The 16,350-nt window shown below is 65.0% G+C and carries 15 protein-coding genes and 1 tRNA gene; 5 read left to right on the top strand and 11 right to left on the bottom strand.

What is annotated here, in order from left to right:
• Window positions 1–8: 8 nt before the first annotated feature.
• The 7 genes from pknB to FOS14_RS12710 form a co-directional block, all read right to left on the bottom strand.
• Window positions 9–1,919 carry a Stk1 family PASTA domain-containing Ser/Thr kinase gene (gene pknB / locus FOS14_RS12740; RefSeq protein ID WP_143771104.1) on the bottom strand — a complete coding sequence of 637 codons (1,911 nt, stop codon included), beginning with the start codon at window positions 1,917–1,919 and terminating at the stop codon, window positions 9–11.
• A complete protein-coding gene (locus tag FOS14_RS12735) occupies window positions 1,916–3,382 on the bottom strand; it encodes a serine/threonine-protein kinase (protein WP_143771102.1) in 1,467 nt (488 codons plus the stop codon). Before FOS14_RS12735 ends, pknB begins: the two co-directional genes overlap by 4 nt.
• Before the next feature lie 70 nt (window positions 3,383–3,452).
• On the bottom strand, window positions 3,453–4,943 hold the full coding sequence (locus FOS14_RS12730; RefSeq protein WP_143771100.1) for a penicillin-binding protein 2: 1,491 nt from the start codon (window positions 4,941–4,943) through the stop codon (window positions 3,453–3,455).
• Between the two features lie 94 nt (window positions 4,944–5,037).
• Window positions 5,038–6,501 carry an FtsW/RodA/SpoVE family cell cycle protein gene (locus tag FOS14_RS12725; RefSeq protein ID WP_143771295.1) on the bottom strand — a complete coding sequence of 488 codons (1,464 nt, stop codon included), beginning with the start codon at window positions 6,499–6,501 and terminating at the stop codon, window positions 5,038–5,040.
• Window positions 6,501–7,931: a PP2C family serine/threonine-protein phosphatase gene (locus FOS14_RS12720; RefSeq protein WP_143771098.1), complete on the bottom strand. Its 1,431-nt coding sequence runs from the start codon at window positions 7,929–7,931 to the stop codon at window positions 6,501–6,503. Before FOS14_RS12720 ends, FOS14_RS12725 begins: the two co-directional genes overlap by 1 nt.
• A 40-nt stretch (window positions 7,932–7,971) precedes the next feature.
• Window positions 7,972–8,436 carry an FHA domain-containing protein gene (locus FOS14_RS12715; RefSeq protein WP_143771096.1) on the bottom strand — a complete coding sequence of 155 codons (465 nt, stop codon included), beginning with the start codon at window positions 8,434–8,436 and terminating at the stop codon, window positions 7,972–7,974.
• A gap of 231 nt (window positions 8,437–8,667) precedes the next feature.
• Window positions 8,668–9,834 carry an FhaA domain-containing protein gene (locus FOS14_RS12710; protein ID WP_143771094.1) on the bottom strand — a complete coding sequence of 389 codons (1,167 nt, stop codon included), beginning with the start codon at window positions 9,832–9,834 and terminating at the stop codon, window positions 8,668–8,670.
• Between the two features lie 196 nt (window positions 9,835–10,030).
• Here FOS14_RS12710 and FOS14_RS12705 point away from each other — a divergent pair.
• Window positions 10,031–10,116, top strand: a tRNA-Leu gene (locus tag FOS14_RS12705).
• 16 nt (window positions 10,117–10,132) lie between these two features.
• Here the strand turns inward: FOS14_RS12705 and FOS14_RS12700 are convergent.
• Complete coding sequence (locus FOS14_RS12700; protein ID WP_185981750.1) at window positions 10,133–10,918, bottom strand: ion transporter; 786 nt, start codon at window positions 10,916–10,918, stop codon at window positions 10,133–10,135.
• A gap of 298 nt (window positions 10,919–11,216) precedes the next feature.
• Window positions 11,217–11,993, bottom strand: coding sequence for a PIG-L deacetylase family protein (locus FOS14_RS12695; protein WP_143771090.1), 777 nt, complete (start codon window positions 11,991–11,993; stop codon window positions 11,217–11,219).
• A gap of 107 nt (window positions 11,994–12,100) precedes the next feature.
• Between FOS14_RS12695 and FOS14_RS25505 the strand changes: the two genes are divergently transcribed.
• Window positions 12,101–12,337, top strand: a complete 237-nt coding sequence (locus FOS14_RS25505) for an excalibur calcium-binding domain-containing protein (RefSeq protein ID WP_370512226.1) — start codon at window positions 12,101–12,103, stop codon at window positions 12,335–12,337.
• 7 nt (window positions 12,338–12,344) lie between these two features.
• Here the strand turns inward: FOS14_RS25505 and FOS14_RS24745 are convergent, their stop codons facing one another.
• On the bottom strand, window positions 12,345–12,482 hold the full coding sequence (locus FOS14_RS24745) for a hypothetical protein (protein WP_185981749.1): 138 nt from the start codon (window positions 12,480–12,482) through the stop codon (window positions 12,345–12,347).
• Between the two features lie 140 nt (window positions 12,483–12,622).
• Between FOS14_RS24745 and FOS14_RS12685 the strand changes: the two genes are divergently transcribed.
• From FOS14_RS12685 to FOS14_RS12675, 3 genes are all read left to right on the top strand, one after another.
• Window positions 12,623–13,315 carry a hypothetical protein gene (locus FOS14_RS12685; RefSeq protein ID WP_143771086.1) on the top strand — a complete coding sequence of 231 codons (693 nt, stop codon included), beginning with the start codon at window positions 12,623–12,625 and terminating at the stop codon, window positions 13,313–13,315.
• 30 nt (window positions 13,316–13,345) lie between these two features.
• On the top strand, window positions 13,346–14,605 hold the full coding sequence (locus FOS14_RS12680; RefSeq protein WP_255450295.1) for an MFS transporter: 1,260 nt from the start codon (window positions 13,346–13,348) through the stop codon (window positions 14,603–14,605).
• A 90-nt stretch (window positions 14,606–14,695) separates the two neighbouring features.
• Window positions 14,696–16,186, top strand: a complete 1,491-nt coding sequence (locus FOS14_RS12675) for an MFS transporter (protein WP_255450294.1) — start codon at window positions 14,696–14,698, stop codon at window positions 16,184–16,186.
• On the opposite strand, the gene FOS14_RS12670 is transcribed toward FOS14_RS12675, so the two are convergent.
• Entirely contained in the window at window positions 16,157–16,336 is a 180-nt protein-coding gene (locus FOS14_RS12670) for a hypothetical protein (RefSeq protein WP_143771084.1), read from the bottom strand. The two genes, FOS14_RS12675 and FOS14_RS12670, sit on opposite strands and share 30 nt — an antisense overlap.
• Window positions 16,337–16,350 lie beyond the last annotated feature (14 nt).

The raw sequence follows: 16,350 nt of genomic DNA, 5'->3' as shown, positions 1-16,350 counted from the left end.
GAGGTTTGTTAACCGCCGGGGATACCGAGCACCCCGATACCGACGCCGATGTTGCCGCTCTTGGAGACCTCGGAACCGGCCGGCTGATCCTGGTGGACCACCTTGCCGACGGCGGTCGGGTCCAACGTCGGCGACGGTGTCTGAACCAGCTGATTCGCCTCGCCGGTCCAACCGGCCGCGCGCAGCGTCGCCAGCGCTTGGGAAACCGTGAGACTGGTCAGGTCCGGCATCTTCATCTGGTCACCGCTGGACACCTGCACCTTGACGGTCGATCCCTTGTCGGCGTTGCTGCCGCCGCCGGGCGTGGTGGACAGGACCGTGCCCTTCGGCTGCGACGAATTAGTCGTGGCGATTTCGACCTTGAACCCTGCTCCCTCGAGGTTCGGCTGGGCCACGTCGATGGACTGACCAACCACGTCAGGGACCCGAACCTGCTCGGGGCCGGAGCCGAGAGTGATCTTCACGACCGAGTCGACGTCGACCTTCGCCCCTGCCGAGGGAACTTGCTCGACGACATGGTCTATGTCGCTGGGACTCGACGGCGCCCTCGCGACGGAGGGATCGAGACGCAGACCGACGGAACTGAGTGCCTGGCTCGCCGCCTGCTGGGTCAGGCCGGCGAGTTTGGGGATCGCGATCTGTTCGGGACCCTTGGACACCTCGAGGCTGATGGTCGCGCCCTGGCTCACCCGCGACCCGGCAATCGGCCGGGTGTCGATGACGTTGCCTATCGGGACGGTGCTGTCGAACTTCTGTACCTGTTCGACGCGGAAACCGAGGCCCTGCAGCGTGTTCTGCGCGTCGGCGGCGGCCCGGTTGGACAGGTCCGGAATGGTGATCTGTCCCGGCGACCAAATCTTCCACGCCAAGGTGGCCACGAACGCGATCACCAATATCGCGACACCGAGCAGGGCCGCGGTGCGGAACCGGTGCCTGCGCGGCGTGGGCTCGGCCGGCGGCACCGTGACCGGCTTGGCCGGGGCCGAGCGCTGTGGGTCGGAAAATCGCTGTGACGAATCGACGGCGCCGAGGATGGTGGTCCGGTCTTCGTCCGTCATCACCATCGGCGCACTGGGCTTTTGCCCGCCCAGCACGCGGACAAGGTCGCTGCGCATCTCCGCGGCCGTCTGATACCGGTTGGCCGGGTTCTTGCTCATGGCCTTGAGCACCACAGAATCGAGCTCACGCGGAACGCCAGGATGCACCCGCGAGGGAAGTTGCGGATCTTCCCGCACATGCTGATAGGCCACCGCCACCGGTGAATCGCCCCGGAACGGTGGCTCGCCGGTGAGGATCTCGTAGAGCACGCAACCCAGCGAATAGACGTCGGAACGGGCGTCGACCTGCTCGCCCTGTGCCTGCTCCGGCGACAGGTACTGGGCCGTGCCGATGACCGCGGCCGTCTGGGTCATCGGACTCGAACTGTCCGCGATAGCGCGCGCGATGCCGAAGTCCATGACCTTCACCGCACCCGAGCGGTTGATCATGATGTTGGCCGGCTTGATGTCGCGGTGCACGATGCCGTTGCGATGACTGAAGTCGAGCGCCGCGCAGACGTCGGCAATGATCTCCATCGCCCGGCGCGGCATCATCGGGCCCTTGGTGCGGACGATGTCGCGCAGCGTGTCGCCGTCGACGTATTCCATCACGATGTAGGGCAGCGGACCGGTCTCGGTTTCGGCTTCACCGGTGTCGTAAACCGCCACGATCGCCGGGTGGTTCAGCGCCGCCGCGTTCTGTGCCTCGCGGCGAAACCGCAGGTAAAACGTCGGGTCCCGGGCGAGGTCGGCGCGCAGCACCTTGATCGCGACGTCGCGGCCGAGGCGGTGGTCGATGGCCTTGTGGACTTCCGACATACCGCCGAATCCGAGGATCTCGCCAAGTTCGTAGCGCTCGGAGAGCCGGCGCGGGGTGGTCATGGAACACCCCCGGACTGGCTCGTCGACGACTGCCCGGTGCTCGAGCTGGTCGTGGACGTCGTGGTCTGCGACGACGACTGCTCGGACGGGGTGGTCTCGATGGGACCGCTGGCGCCGGGCAAGCCTGGAATCGGGATGGTGATGGTGAGCTTGTTGGGCGTGCTGGTGGGCGGTGTGGTGGTCGTTGTGGTCGGCTCCGGCGTGGTGGTTGTGGGCTGCGTCGTGGTCGGCTCGGTGGTCTGGGTCGGCGCGACGGATTCTTCGGTGGTGGTTGTCGTCACCGGCACGGTCGGGGTGTTTCCGTTGAACGAACCGCGGGCGACGAGCCAGCCGGCAAGTGCCAGCGCCACCAGCAAGGCGCCACCGCCTAGCCAGGCCAGCGCCTTCTGGCCGCCGGTCGCACGCGGCCGGTCGTCGGTGTAGTCGCGCTGGGCGGCGGGATAGCCGCCATAGTTGGTCTGGGCGTTCGGCAGCATCTGCGTGCTGCGCGGCTCGTTGCCGCCATTGCCGCCGCCGTTGGGCGGGATCACCCGAGCCGCGCCGGTCGGCACCGAACCGGCACCGGCCGGGATGCCCATGGCCGCCATCCCGATTCCGGCTGTCGGCGGCAGCTTTCCGGGCGGGGGCGGGCGCCGTCCGGCGCGCACGGCGGCAACTGCGTCGGCAAATTCGCCGCCGGTCGTGTAGCGGGCCGCCGGGTCCTTGGCCATTGTGATCTCGATGAGCTCACGAATGTTGGGCGGCAGTTCGGACGGCAGTGGCTGGGGTGCCTCGCGCACGTGCTTCATCGCGACGGTCAAGGCGCCCTCGCCCACGAACGGACGCTGCCCGGAGACCGCCTCGTAGCCGACCACGCCGAGCGAGTACACGTCGCTGGCCGACGTCGCGTCCTGGCCGAGCGCCTGTTCGGGCGCGATGTACTGGGCCGTGCCCATGACCATGCCGGTCTTGGTCACCGGGGAGGCGTCGACCGCTTTGGCGATACCGAAGTCGGTGATCTTCACCTGGCCCGTAGGAGTTACCAGAATGTTGCCGGGCTTGACGTCGCGATGCACTACGCCCGCGGAGTGTGCGACGTCGAGCGCGCGCCCGGTCTGCTCGAGCATGTCGAGCGCGTGCGGCAGCGCCAACCGGCCCAGCCGGCCCAGCACTGCGTTGAGCGGTTCGCCTTGGACGAGTTCCATGACCAGATACGCGGTGGCCGCGCCGGACGGGTCGTGGGTTTCGCCGTAGTCGTACACCCCCGCGATGCCCGGGTGGTTCAGCTGGGCGGTGGTCCGCGCCTCCGTGCGGAATCGCTCACGGAACGTCGGATCTTCGGAGAACTCAGCCTTGAGTACCTTCACCGCGACGCGACGGCCGAGGAGGTTGTCGGTGGCCTCCCACACCTGGCCCATTCCGCCGGTGGCGATGAGCCGTTGCAGTCGGTAGCGGTTTGCAATCACCGCGCCGTTGTTCAACATTTCTCACCACCCCCTTCGGGTTCGATCGGTTTTGCTTGCTCGTGGCTGCACCGCAGCAGTTGGTGGCCCCTCATCGCATCGTCTGCAATCCTGCAGCTATTACGGAGCGTGCAACCGGAGCCGCCACAGACCCGCCCGTTGCACCGAGGCCCTTGTTGCCGCCATTCTCCACAATCACCGCGATGGCAATTTTCGGCTTCTGCACCGGAGCGAATGCGATGTACCAGGCGTGCGGCGGCGTCTGTCGCGGGTCGTTGCCGTGTTCCGCGGTCCCCGTCTTCGACGCTATCTGAACGCCAGGCACCGAATTGGCACCGTACGTGTGCTGCTCGGAGCCGATCATCAGTTGCGTCAGCGTCGCATTGACGTCCGGCGAAATCGCCTGACCATCGGAAACAGGCTGAGTGGTCGACAAGTTGGCCAGATCCGGGGCCTGCAACTGCTTGATCAGGTGCGGTTCCATCCGCACGCCACCGTTAGCCACCGTGGCAGCGATGATCGCGTTCTGCAACGGCGTCAACGCCACGTCGCGCTGCCCGATACTGCTTTGCGCCAGCGACGGAGTATCCGGAATCGATCCGACGGTGCTATCGGCAACTTGCAGCGGAAAATCGGACATGTCCTGACCGATTCCCAGCGCCGCCGCCTGGTCCTTGATCGCCTTGGCTCCGGTCTTCATCCCGAGCTGCGCGAATGCCGTGTTGCACGACAGCGCGAACGCGAGTTGCAGTGTTGCGGTAGGTCCGCCACCGCAGGTTTCGCCGCCGTAGTTCTCCAGCGTCGTGTCGGTGTCCGGCAAGGTGATCCGGGGGGCGGCGGTGAGCTGCTCGTCCGGGGTGGCGCCCTTGGCGAGCGCGGCCGCGGTGACCACCACCTTGAACGTCGAACCCGGTGGATAGGTCTGCGAAATCGCGCGATTGAGCATGGGTTTCTTGGGATCGGCCGACAGTTCGTCCCACGCCTCGGTGACCTTGGCGCCATCGTGACCGGTGAGCCGGTTCGGGTCGAAACTAGGCGTCGACACCATCGCGAGGATATTGCCGGTGCTCGGTTCGATGGCCACGACGGATCCGGTGTAGCCGTTCTTGGTGAGCTGGTCGTAGGCGACCTGCTGCATCACCGGGTTGATCGTGGTGATGACGTTTCCGCCGCGCGGGTCGCGGCCGGAGATGAGGTCGAAGAACCGTCGGCCGAAGAGCCGATTGTCGGAGCCGTTGAGGATCGAATCTTCGGCCCGCTCGAGACCGGTGCTGCCGTACTGCATCGAGTAGAAGCCGGTCACCGGTGCGTTGGCCAGCGGGCTCGACGGCGCCGACGGGTTGGCCGGGTAGGTGCGCAGGTACTTGTAGCGATCGTCGGTCGGCACAGAGATCGCGAGCACCTGGCCGCCGGCAGAAATCTGTCCGCGTTGGCGTGAGTACTCGTCGAGCAGAACACGGGAGTTGCGGGGATCGGCGCGCAGACTGTCGGCCTTGATGACCTGGACGTAGGTGGCGTTTGCCAACAGCGCGACGACCATCACCATGACGGCAACCGCGACACGACGAAGAGGAGTGTTCATGAGGCGGAGCCCTCCCGGAGCATCGCAGCGAGCACCGCAGCGGAGCGAGGAGCGCAGTGAGGAGCGGATGGGTGGGCGCAGCCGGAAAGCACAGTCATCCCACCGCACCCTTCGTCCGCTTCAGCATCTCGGTGGGCGCGTCAGCGATCGGCGCGGCGGCCTGGGTCTTCTTCGTTGGCGCCGGCGCGCGGGCTGAGTCGGAGATCTTGATCAGAATGGCCAGCAGCAAATAATTCGCAAGCAGCGATGAACCGCCGTACGAGATGAACGGTGTGGTCAGGCCGGTCAGCGGAATCAGCTTGGTGACACCACCGACGACGACGAACAACTGGATCGCGATGGTGAACGACAGACCGGCGGCGAGCAGCTTGCCAAAGCTGTCGCGCACCGCGAGGGCGGTGCGCAGCCCGCGTAGTACAAACACCAGGTAGAGCAGCAGAACGGCGGTGAGGCCGATGAGACCGAGCTCTTCGGCGATTGTCGCCACGATGAAGTCAGTCTTGGCGAAGGGAACTTGCGCAGGGCGCCCACTGCCGAGCCCGGTACCCGCCAACCCGCCGGTCGCCTCGCCGAACAAAGCCTGCGAGATCTGGTAACCAGTGTTGCTGTAGTCGTCGAACGGGTGCAGCCAGGTGTCGGTACGGACCCGCACGTGCTCGAACAACTGATTTGCGAACGCGTAACCAGCGACGAGCAGAACGCCACCGATGACCAGCCAGCCCACCCGTTCGGTGGCGATGTAGAGCATCACCAAAACGGTGCCGAAAATCAGCAATGACGTGCCCAGGTCAGTCTCGAAGACGAGCACGCCGAGCGAGATGATCCAGGCAAGCAGGATCGGACCGAGGTCGCGGGCACGCGGGAAGTCCATTCCCAGCATGTGTTTACCGGCCGAGGTGAACAGCTCACGTTTGGCCACGAGTACCGACGCGAAGAAGATGATCAGCAGGATCTTCGCGAACTCGCCGGGCTGCACACTGAAACCGGGCAGGCGAATCCAGATCTTGGCGCCGTTGGTCTGAGACAGGCTCGCCGGAAGAACGGCGGGGATGGCCAGCAGGACGATTCCGGCGAGGCCGAGTGTGTAGCTGTACCGGGCCAGCAGGCGGTAGTCGCGCAGGAACATGAGTACGCAGATGAAGCCGATCAGCGCGAGGCCGGTCCACAGCACCTGGTGGCTCGCGTCCGGCGAGGGGATCGGCTGGTGGTTGTACGCGGCGTCCTGGGCGTCGGCCAGATCCAACCGGTGGATCAGTACCAAACCGAGGCCGTTGAGCAGGGCGACGATCGGCAAGAGCAGCGGATCGGCGTAGCGGGCGAACCGGCGCACCGCCAGATGCGCGATCGCGAACAGCGCAAGGTAGGCGAGTGCGTATTTGCCGAGATCCCAGGTGATCTGCTGTTCCTGGCTGGCCTCGACCAGGATCAGCGACACCGTGGTGATCACCACGGCGAACGCCAGTAAGACCAATTCCACGTTGCGGCGGGTCGGCGGGACCGGGGCGGGAGCGAATCCGCCGGGCGGGTTGGGGAACGACTGCGCTTGTCCGACCGACATCAGCGTTCCGCCCTGCAGTTCTGGCCCGGAACCTGCATTGATGAGGTGGTCGGTGGCGCTGGCGTCGTTGTCGGCGAAGCCGGAGCTGCTGGTGACGACGTCTCCGGAGGCGGTGGTGCTGGCGGGCCCGGCGGAGGCAGCGGAGTGGTGGGCGCGGGTTCCGGCTTGCGGCACACCGGTAGCAGGTCGTATTTGGCCAGCCGATCCATCTGCGAACGGGCATCACTGTAGGAGCCGGACGGCAGGCCGGCGTTGACCTGCGCACGAGCGCTCGGCTGCAGATCCTCGACCTTGAACGTGGTGCATGACGCGTGCTGCTCGTCCGTCCCAACGAGCTCCAACGTGCCCGTCTTGCTGATGCAGCCGAGCTTGTCCACCGCCTGCAGCGAATATCCGAGAACCGATCCCGGAACGCCGCGCAGGATGGCGACGCGGCCGTTATCGGCGCCGACGTAGTAGTTGCTGCGAACCATTTTCGCGGTAATGAGTAGCCCCACGATCACCACGATGATGATCGCCAACGCAACCAAGGACCAGCGAAGTTTGTGGCTTTTGCGTTCCGGCGGTGGCGGAGCGGCGACGGCCCGCTGCGGCTGTGCGGCGGGCCTACGGAGTGCTGCGGCGCGACCGGCCGCCGTGTTGGGCGCAGGGGCGTGGTCGTCGCCGTCACCCGATGCCGCACCGGCGACGATGGGGTGGCTCTGGCCGTAGTCGAGGTCGATGACATCGGCGACGACCACTGTCACGTTGTCGGGACCGCCGCTGCGCAGCGCGAGTTCGATCAGCCGGTCCGCGCACTCGTCGGGAGTGTTCATGGACGCCATGGTGTTGGCGATCGTTTCGTCGCTCACCACATCGGAAAGGCCGTCGGAGCACAGCAGGTACCGGTCGCCGGCCCGGGCTTCGCGCAGGTTGAGGGTCGGCTCGATCTCGTTTCCGGTCAGGGCACGCATGATGAGCGAGCGCTGCGGATGCGAATGCGCCTGCTCAGGGGTGATCCGGCCCTCGTCGACGAGCGATTGGACGAACGTGTCGTCGCGAGTGATCTGGGTGAGTTCGTTGTCGCGCAACATGTACGCGCGCGAATCACCGATGTGGACCAGGCCCAGTTTGCTGCCGGCGAACAGGATGGCGGTGAGGGTGGTGCCCATCCCGTCAAGTTCCGGCTCGGCCTCGACATGGTCGGCGATTGCCGCGTTGCCCTCGCGGGTGGCGCGTTCGAGCTTGCCGAGCAGATCGACGCCCGGCTCGTCGTCGTCGAGGTGGGCCAGCGCGGCGATCATCAGCTGCGACGCGACCTCGCCGGCCGCGTGACCGCCCATTCCGTCGGCAAGTGCGAGCAGTCGGGCACCCGCGTATACCGAGTCTTCGTTGTTGGAGCGAACGAGGCCGCGGTCGCTGCGTGCGGCGTACCGGAGGACGAGGGTCACGAGGCGACGTCCTTCCGGAGCATCGCAGCAGGGTTCACTGTCACGAGCGCAACTCGATCACGGTCTTGCCCACCCGCACCGGGGTACCGAGCGGAACGCGGACGGCCGTTGTCACCTTGGAGCGATCCAGATAAGTGCCGTTTGTGGAGCCCAGATCCTCGACATACCAGTCGGACCCGCGTGGTGAAATTCGGGCGTGCCGGGTCGAGGCGTAGTCGTCGGTAAGTACCAGCGTGGAGTCGTCGGCCCGGCCGATGAGCACCGGCTGGGTGCCGAGCGAAATTCGAGTTCCCGCGAGCGATCCCTGGGTGACGACGAGGTAGCGCGCGCCCTTGACTTTATTGAAGGACGGCAGCATCGCCGCGCTGCGGGAGCTTCGTGGCGCGAGCCGGATGCCGGACGCCGCGTAGATGTCACTGCGCAGAGTGCGCAACACCGCCCAGACGAACAACCACAAAAGAAGGAGAAAGCCCGCACGGGTAAGTTGCAGAATCAACCCCTGCACGGCGATCCACCTCCTCCGGTGTCAGAACCTGCTTCGATGTCAGATCCAGCGTTGTCGGACAGCGCAACTCGGCAACGCGAGGCGATGATCCGGATAGCGAACTTGCTTGCTGAATCATAGGGCCCAGGCGTCGCCTTGCGATGAGGATAACTGTGCGCACACCACGCTACCGGCTGCGCGCCACCGGCCCGTCGCCTCAAGGGTGATTTGCTCCTGCTTATCCGGTGCGCGTCAGACGATTCTGATGAGAATCTCGGAGTGTCCGGCGCGGATGATGTCACCGTCGGCAAGCTGCCAATCCTGTACCGGCGCACCGTTGACGAGCGTGCCGTTGGTGGAGCCGAGGTCGGAGAGCATAGCGACCTGGCCGTCCCAGCGGATCTCGATGTGCCGACGCGACACCCCGGTATCGGGCAGCCGGAAGTGGGCGTCCTGACCGCGGCCGATGATGTTGGACCCCTCCCGTAACTGATAGGTCCGACCGGAACCGTCATCGAGTTGCAGCGTCGCGCTGTAGGTGGCGCCTGCCGGGGCGAAGTTGGGGTCGTAGCCGTCGCCGTAGGGCTGCCCGCCGTAGCGCGGGTCGGCGTAACCGGGCTGGGCACCGTAGTTGTCGTAGCTCGGCTGGTTGTAGCCCTGCTCGTAACCGCGCCCGTAGTTGGGGTCCGAATAGCCGTAGCCGCCCTGCTGCGGCGCGTGGCCGTAGTCCCGGTCGGAGTAGCCAGGTGGATAGCTGGCGGGCGGGTATCCCTGGTGCTGGTCTTGGTAGTTGGCGGAATACCCGCGGTTGTCGCCCCACTCGGGCGCGGCGGGGTATTGCGGCTCGTCGCGGCCGTTGCGGTATGGCGGGTAGTCCTGGGGCCGGCGAGGATCGCGACCCTGCGGCGCAAATCCAGCCTGCCGGTCGTTGTCGTCGGCGGGCTGCCCGGGCTCACGTGCCGGGTCGTAGCCGGGGTGCTGCGTCATGGGTCCAACTCCTGATCGAAACGAGGGACGGGCTTGGTGGGTCGGCTCGCCCCGACCGGCGTCCGGGTCTACGCGACCACGGGTGCGGAACTGGCCGGTGTGCAGAGTAGGTGACGCCTCGAATGCGACGTTTATCTCACCGTAGGTCTGCCAGCCCTGCTCGCGGATGTAGTCGGCGAGGTGGCGGGAGAACGCTCGGATGGTCAAGTCCTGGTCGGCGGCCAGCTGTTCGTGGTCCGACTCGTTGATGGTGATGATGTAGCTGTTCGGTGCCAGCAGGTGGCCGCCGTCGAGTTCCTGGATGTTGTCCGCGGCCTCGCGCTGCAGCGCTGATTCGACCTCCTGCGGAACGACGTTTCCGCCGAAAACCCTGGCAAACGCGTCACCAACCGCGCCCTGAAGCTTGCGCTCGAAACGGGAAACGATTCCCACGGCGTCCTCCTTTCGGCGGTTCGGTCCTTTGCGCTTCGTTGTATCTGGTCACGTCTATGTCAGCGTGTCTACCGCTGCACGCCTGCTCTGAATGATATCTACCAGTCTGCACACCCGTCACAATCCGTATAGAACGATCAGGTGACAGGTGCTTTCGCTGTGGGTGGGGAGTCGTGATAATGTCTGCGAGTCGCTCGGGCGAGTGGCGGAATGGCAGACGCGCTGGCTTCAGGTGCCAGTGTCCTTCGGGACGTGGGGGTTCAAGTCCCCCTTCGCCCACCAAATGGTTTCCCCTCAGTCAGCCTTTGTGGGTCCGAGGATCTGACTGGGCGTCCCCGTCGCGGGTCAGTCCGGCGCCCTGGCGAGCCAAGTAATCCTTTTCGGCGCCCTCGCCGTGGATCGACGCTTTTATCTGTTCGATGTTCTCGCGCACGAGATCAGAAACCAACTCGTTGGTGCGTTGATCGCGCAGGAGGTTGAGCACGATCCGATAGATCGTGTTTTCCATCAGCCTGACAAGCTCGTCGTGGAACGGCAGCAGCTTGATCTTTCCCGATGTGGGATCATTTCGGATCAACTCGAGAATCATTTCGTCGATCTGGGTTTTGTTCTCCTCGAGCGCCGCCGCGACGTTTCCGGTGTAATGCCCGTCCTTGAGCACAAGGGAGACCTGATCCAAAACGGCGATGGTGACCGGCCGTTTGATCACGTCGACAACGAACTCCGTAACGCCGCCCAGCACCTTGAGAACGAACTCGTCACCGAATATCCGGTTGACGACTCGAGCCAACCGGGCAAGGAGAATGACAACACCGATCGACCGCACGGAGTCAGGCAGGACGAGCGCAGGGATGAAGGCGGCGACATCGAAGAAGTTCCAGCCCAAGAACTGTAAACGCCACCTCGCTCCGCGCCAGCGCCACACGAAGTCGGCCACGAACAGGACACACACGGCAACGTCGGCGTACAGAACCGCGCGGAACCACGGATCCTGCAACGTCGGATAGCTGACCCAAATCGCCATGACGACAGCCGCGGCGATTGCAAGCGGCAACAACAGATAGTTCGACCGACCGAGTTTCATCTGGCGGTGACTCATTGCGGGCGCGAGCCTGGCCCGAAGGTCGGAATTTGCCGGCGTCGGCATGTGCGGATCTCTCACGGCAGCTATTCACTCACGAGCCGAAAAGGTCATCGTGGTGAATGACACATTGTTGTGGAATTCGAGTCCCGGCTGATGCCAAACACGTCCGACTTGTCGGACTCGACCCAATGCTGCCGCGTTGATCACGAATGAATGGCTCAAAATGTCGGCCGAAACGTGACCATTTATTCGGTGTCACGCGCGCGAGTTGCCGACGCGGCCCAGAGCGCAGCGAGGTTCACCGCTCGAAAATGTCTCCCCGCACTTTGCCCGGCTCGGCCGCCCGATCGACGAACCATTCGCGGCCCGCGAGCAAGCCGAACACCGGCGAAGGCAAGAGCGGCAACAGTTGTGGCGCGAACCTCGGGATCTGCGAGCGGTGTTGCGCCAGCGCCCGCTTCTTCTTGCCCAGAAATGGCCGCACGTCGATCCGATGCGTGATGGTCGCCTGCGGACTGTACGCGGTCGGGACAAGCGCGGGTTCATAGAAGTACGGCAGTCGCAGGCGATTCGCGACTCGCAGGCCGCGCATCAGCAACTCCCGCGGCATGGTCGCGTACAGCACCCTCGGAGTCGATGCCAACTGGGCGGCTCGTTCGCCGACCTCGTGGACCTTGACGTGATCGCGGTGACCGTAGCCGCCGTTGGCCTCATAGCTGAGCAAGACCTCCGCGTCCTCTTCGCGCAGAACCGCAGCGAGTCGTTGCGCGGCCTCCTCCGTGTCTGCGCGGGCGAAGCGCGTTCGGCCGGGCGGGTCGGGGTAGAACACCGGGCCGTATCCGCTATCGGCGTAGCCGAGGTGGACGACTCGGTGCACACCGAGCACTTCCGCGCTTGCCCGCAGCTCCGTCATCCGGTCGACCTCCGGTGCATAGTCCGGAGGTTCGCCGATGAACCCGTCCGTAGCGGAAACGACGACAACTCGGTGACCCTGGGCTGCGATGCCGGCAAGCGTTCCGCCGGTGAGGATCACCTCATCGTCCGGATGGGCATGGAATGCGACGACGGTGGCCATGGTGCACAGTAGCGCCGCGGCCCAGCAGCCGAAGATCAACTTGTGTTTTTACCAAATCTTTTGTTACACAAGGCCCGCACTAGACCATGCTCCCCAAGGACCAGCCCATGCCACGTTTCGCGCGCTTGACGCTCACTTCCGCCGCGGTCGCTTTCGTCTCGATCGGAGTCGTCGCGCCCGCTGTCGCGGCTCCCGTCGAGACCCCGTCGACACAATCTCAGTCGGAGGCCTACTACAAGAACTGCACAGCCGCTCGCCAGGCCGGTGTCGCGCCGCTGCACAGGGGCGACCCCGGTTACCGCAGCGCGCTCGATCGCGACGACGACGGAATCGCCTGCGAATAGGACTGAATTACTGCTCTACGTCGGCCAGGTGCGTTCCCTCGCCGCAGTTCGGGCAGTCGTCATAGCCGGTGAGGTTGTCGAACAGACAGCGGCAGTCGCCGCAAAGGGCGATGTGCGCGAGTTCGAAGGTTGCTTCGACGCTCATGCAATAGACCGTAACCTCTTGTGACACAACGACGGTGGCAGCGCTTGCGGCGTGTCGCAAAGCTACCGCGCGTGACGGACACGAGGCCGGCCTGAATCGGCGACCGCCGGCAGACCCGCCGACGGTGGCATCATGGCTGTGTGGACCAGGTGTTGCAGTTCGTCCAGCACTTCTGGTGGCTGATCTTTGTGTTCGGCGGCTCCATCGGCACCGGACTGAAGGCGGTGTCGGCGGCCCATCAGCGCCGTATCGAGCGCCGTCAGGAGCGGTTTCGGATCAAGCAGCAGACCAAGGTTGCGCTGGCGCAAGCCAAGGCGCGCAACGAAACCGACAAAACGACCCAACGGCGCGAGATCGGCAAGACGATCGATGAGCATGACCAGACCGACGCCCGCTGGTTCGCGTACGAATTGAACCCGGTGACACTGCTCGACTTCCCAATGATGACCGATATGCGCGAACCGCTGACGGTCGATTTCCATCGCGCCAAACGGCGCGCCGACCTCCTCCGGCCGTCGGATGTCGAGGCGCTCGTTGGCAATCGGCAAGCCCAGGCCGATTACCGGGAGGCCGTCCACGCCTACGCGATTGCCTTCGACGTAGCCGAGACGGAAGCGAAGCGGCGACGGCGACAAGGGTTTACCTGGGACGAGCAGCAGCGCCTCGTGCGCGCGCAAAGCCTGTTGCGGCTGGCGATGGATACCGGCGCCACGCCCGCCGAGCGTCAAAGTGCCTATCGGAAAGCGCAAAAGGAGCTCGAAGGACTCATCGTGCTCCCGACCAACGCCCGAATGGAGATCGAACGGCACATCGCCGGGCAGATCGAGGCGTAAGTCAGTACTGGCCGCGACGATGGACTGGTTGTGAGCGTGGTAGCCGTCCATCAGCAATCGGCCGAGCAGCTGCGGGCGCGCCGGGCACTGGGCGCACTGAACTTTTTCATGGCCGACGTGCAGGCCGGGATCGGGCCGTTTCTCGGCGTGTTCCTGCAGGCGCGTGGCTGGGCGACCGGCGCGATCGGCTCGGTGATGACGATCGGCGGCCTCACCGGCATGGCGGTGACCACTCCAGCCGGTGCCGTCGTCGACGCCACCACCCGCAAACGCGCGTGCGTAGTCGCTTCCGGCGTGTGCACGGTCGCCGCGTCCGGACTGATCTTTGTGTCCCAGCGGTTTTGGGTGGTGTCGGCTTCGCAGGTGGCCACCGCGGTGGCGGGTGCGCTGCTAGGTCCCGCGGTGCTCGGCATCACGTTGGGGGTGGTGCGCCAGAGCGGTTTCAACCGGCAGAACGGTCGAAACCAGGCGTTCAATCACGCCGGCAACATGTCGGGCGCGGCATTGTCGGGCGTGCTGGGCTGGCAATTCGGGTTCGCTGCCGTGTTCTGGCTGGCGGCTTTGTTCGCCGTGGTGTCGATAGTCTTCGTGCTGCGGATTCCCCGGTCCGCGATCGACGACAAGGTGGCCCGCGGCCTCGCCACGGGCGCTGACCACAAACAAGCCAGGGGCTTAGAGGTTCTCCTGCAATCGCGCCCACTGCTGGTACTGGCCCTGGCGTTGATGTTCTTCCACCTGGGAAACGGTGCAATGTTGCCGTTGTACGGCTTGGCGGTGGTGGCTGCCCACGGTGACCCCTTCCTCACGGTGGCGGCGACAATCGTGGTGGCGCAGGCGGTGATGGTGGTGACCGCACTCGTGGCGATGCGACTGGGCGAGCGGTACGGCTTTTGGGTGGTCATGCTGATCACGTTCGTGGTGCTACCGGTCCGCGGAGTGCTCGCGGCGAGCATCGTCACCGACTGGGGAGTGTTTCCGGTGCAGATTCTCGACGGCGTAGGCGCCGGAATGCAGAGCGTCGCCGTGCCAGGTCTGGTGGCACGGGTGCTGCACGGCACCGGCCGGGTCAACGCGGGGCAGGGCGCGGTGATGACCGTGCATGGTTTGGGTGCGGCGCTCAGTCCCGCGATCGGCGGCTATCTCGCGCAGGAGTTGGGCTACCACAGCGCATTCCTGGTCCTCGGCGCATTCCCGATCGTTTCCATCGTGGTGTGGTTGGCGTTTGGCAGCGTGGTGCGATCGGCCGACCACGTCGATCCCACCGGCCGCCCAGGCCAGCGCAACCGGTAGCTGATTTCGCCCCAGTTTCTCGATCGCTTCGCGGGGGAAACCACGCGGCAATTAGTCGGGGCGGGTTGCAACCGGTCGGGAGGTGTCGACGTGACATCGACGAAATCATCGAGCGGCCAGAACGTGCGAAGCCTGATCCCGGCGCGCATCGACCGGCTGCCGTGGTCACCGTTTCACACCAGGATGGTCGTCGCACTGGGCGTCGCCTGGATTCTCGACGGCTTGGAAATCACCATCGCCGGATCCGTCACGTCAGTGCTCACCAAGCCGGAGACTCTGCACCTGTCCTCGGCCGCGGCGGGATTCGTCGCAACCGTCTACCTCATCGGCGAGGTGGTCGGTGCGTTGTTCTTCGGCCGCATCTCCGACAGTCTGGGTCGCCGGAACTTGTTCATGGTGACGCTGGCCGTCTATCTGATAGGCAGCGGCCTAACGGCCGCGACCATCGGCAACAGCGGTGCCTGGGTGGGTTTTCTCTACCTCACGCGCTTCATCGCCGGCACCGGCATCGGTGGCGAGTACGCGGCGATCAACTCCGCCATCGATGAGTTGATCCCGGCTCGATACCGGGGACGGGTCGACATCGCTGTCAACGGCACGTACTGGGCCGGGGCGATTCTCGGCACGATCGGCAGTCTGATTTTCCTGCGGGTGTTGAGCCCGAGCCTCGGGTGGCGCCTCGCATTTTTGATCGGACCGGTGTTGGGCCTGGTGATCCTGTTCGTCCGCCGGCATTTGCCGGAGAGTCCGCGTTGGCAGGTGATGCACGGCCGTTCCGAAGCTGCCGAAAGCTCGATCAGTTACATCGAGGACGAGGTTCGGCAAAGCGGAAAGAAGCTCGGCAAGGTCGATGAGAGCAAGGCCATCGAGCTGCGCCCGACCAGCAACATCGGCTATGCCGCGCTACTGCGGGTGTTCTTCTCCGAATACCCCAGTCGGGCGATCTACGGGGCTACGTTGATGATCACCCAGTCATTTCTCTACAACGCGATCTTTTTCACCTACACCCTCGTTTTGACGAAGTTCTATGGGATCTCCACGGACAATGCGCCGCTGTTCCTGATCGCCTTCGCGGTCGGAAACCTGACCGGTCCCTTGACCCTGGGCCACCTTTTCGATACCTGGGGCCGCAAGCGGATGATCAGCGGAACCTACCTGCTGTCCGGCGTCCTACTCGCAATCACCGCGGTGCTTTTCGAGGCCGATGTGCTGAACGCCGTGACGCAGACCATCGCCTGGTGCATTATTTTCTACTTCGCCTCGGCGGGCGCGAGCGCCGCGTACTTGACCGTCAGCGAGATCTTCCCGCTCGAGGTTCGCGCCAAGGCGATCGCCGTGTTCTTTGCTATCGCCCAGTGCTTCGGCGCAATCGGTCCGGTGTTCTACGGCTGGCTGATCGGGTCCGGCGACCAACGCACACCGCTGTTTTACGGCTATCTGATCGGCGCGGCGGTCATGGCCTGTGGAGGGATAGTCGCAGCGATATTCGGCGTCGCGGCAGAAGGAAAATCATTGGAAGACATCGCGTTGCCGCTCTCGGCGCTGAACCGGTCAGAAGAATCGGCCAAATCGCCGACGTGACTGCCGCTCGGTGAACCCGACCGTGGCGGGCACGAGTTGGTGCCCGCACAGACCGCACTGGTCCGGTACCGATGGATCCATGGTGGCGTTGAGGGTTCCGCAGATCGGGCAGCGCCACTTGGTTGCGGCGGCAACACTTGGTTCGGGCACGACGAACGGGTCCT

The organism is Skermania sp. ID1734 (genome assembly GCF_007489285.1).
Lineage (GTDB): Bacteria > Actinomycetota > Actinomycetes > Mycobacteriales > Mycobacteriaceae > ID1734.
Note: the sequence above shows the minus strand (reverse complement) of the source record. Positions and strands in the feature narration are given on the sequence as shown.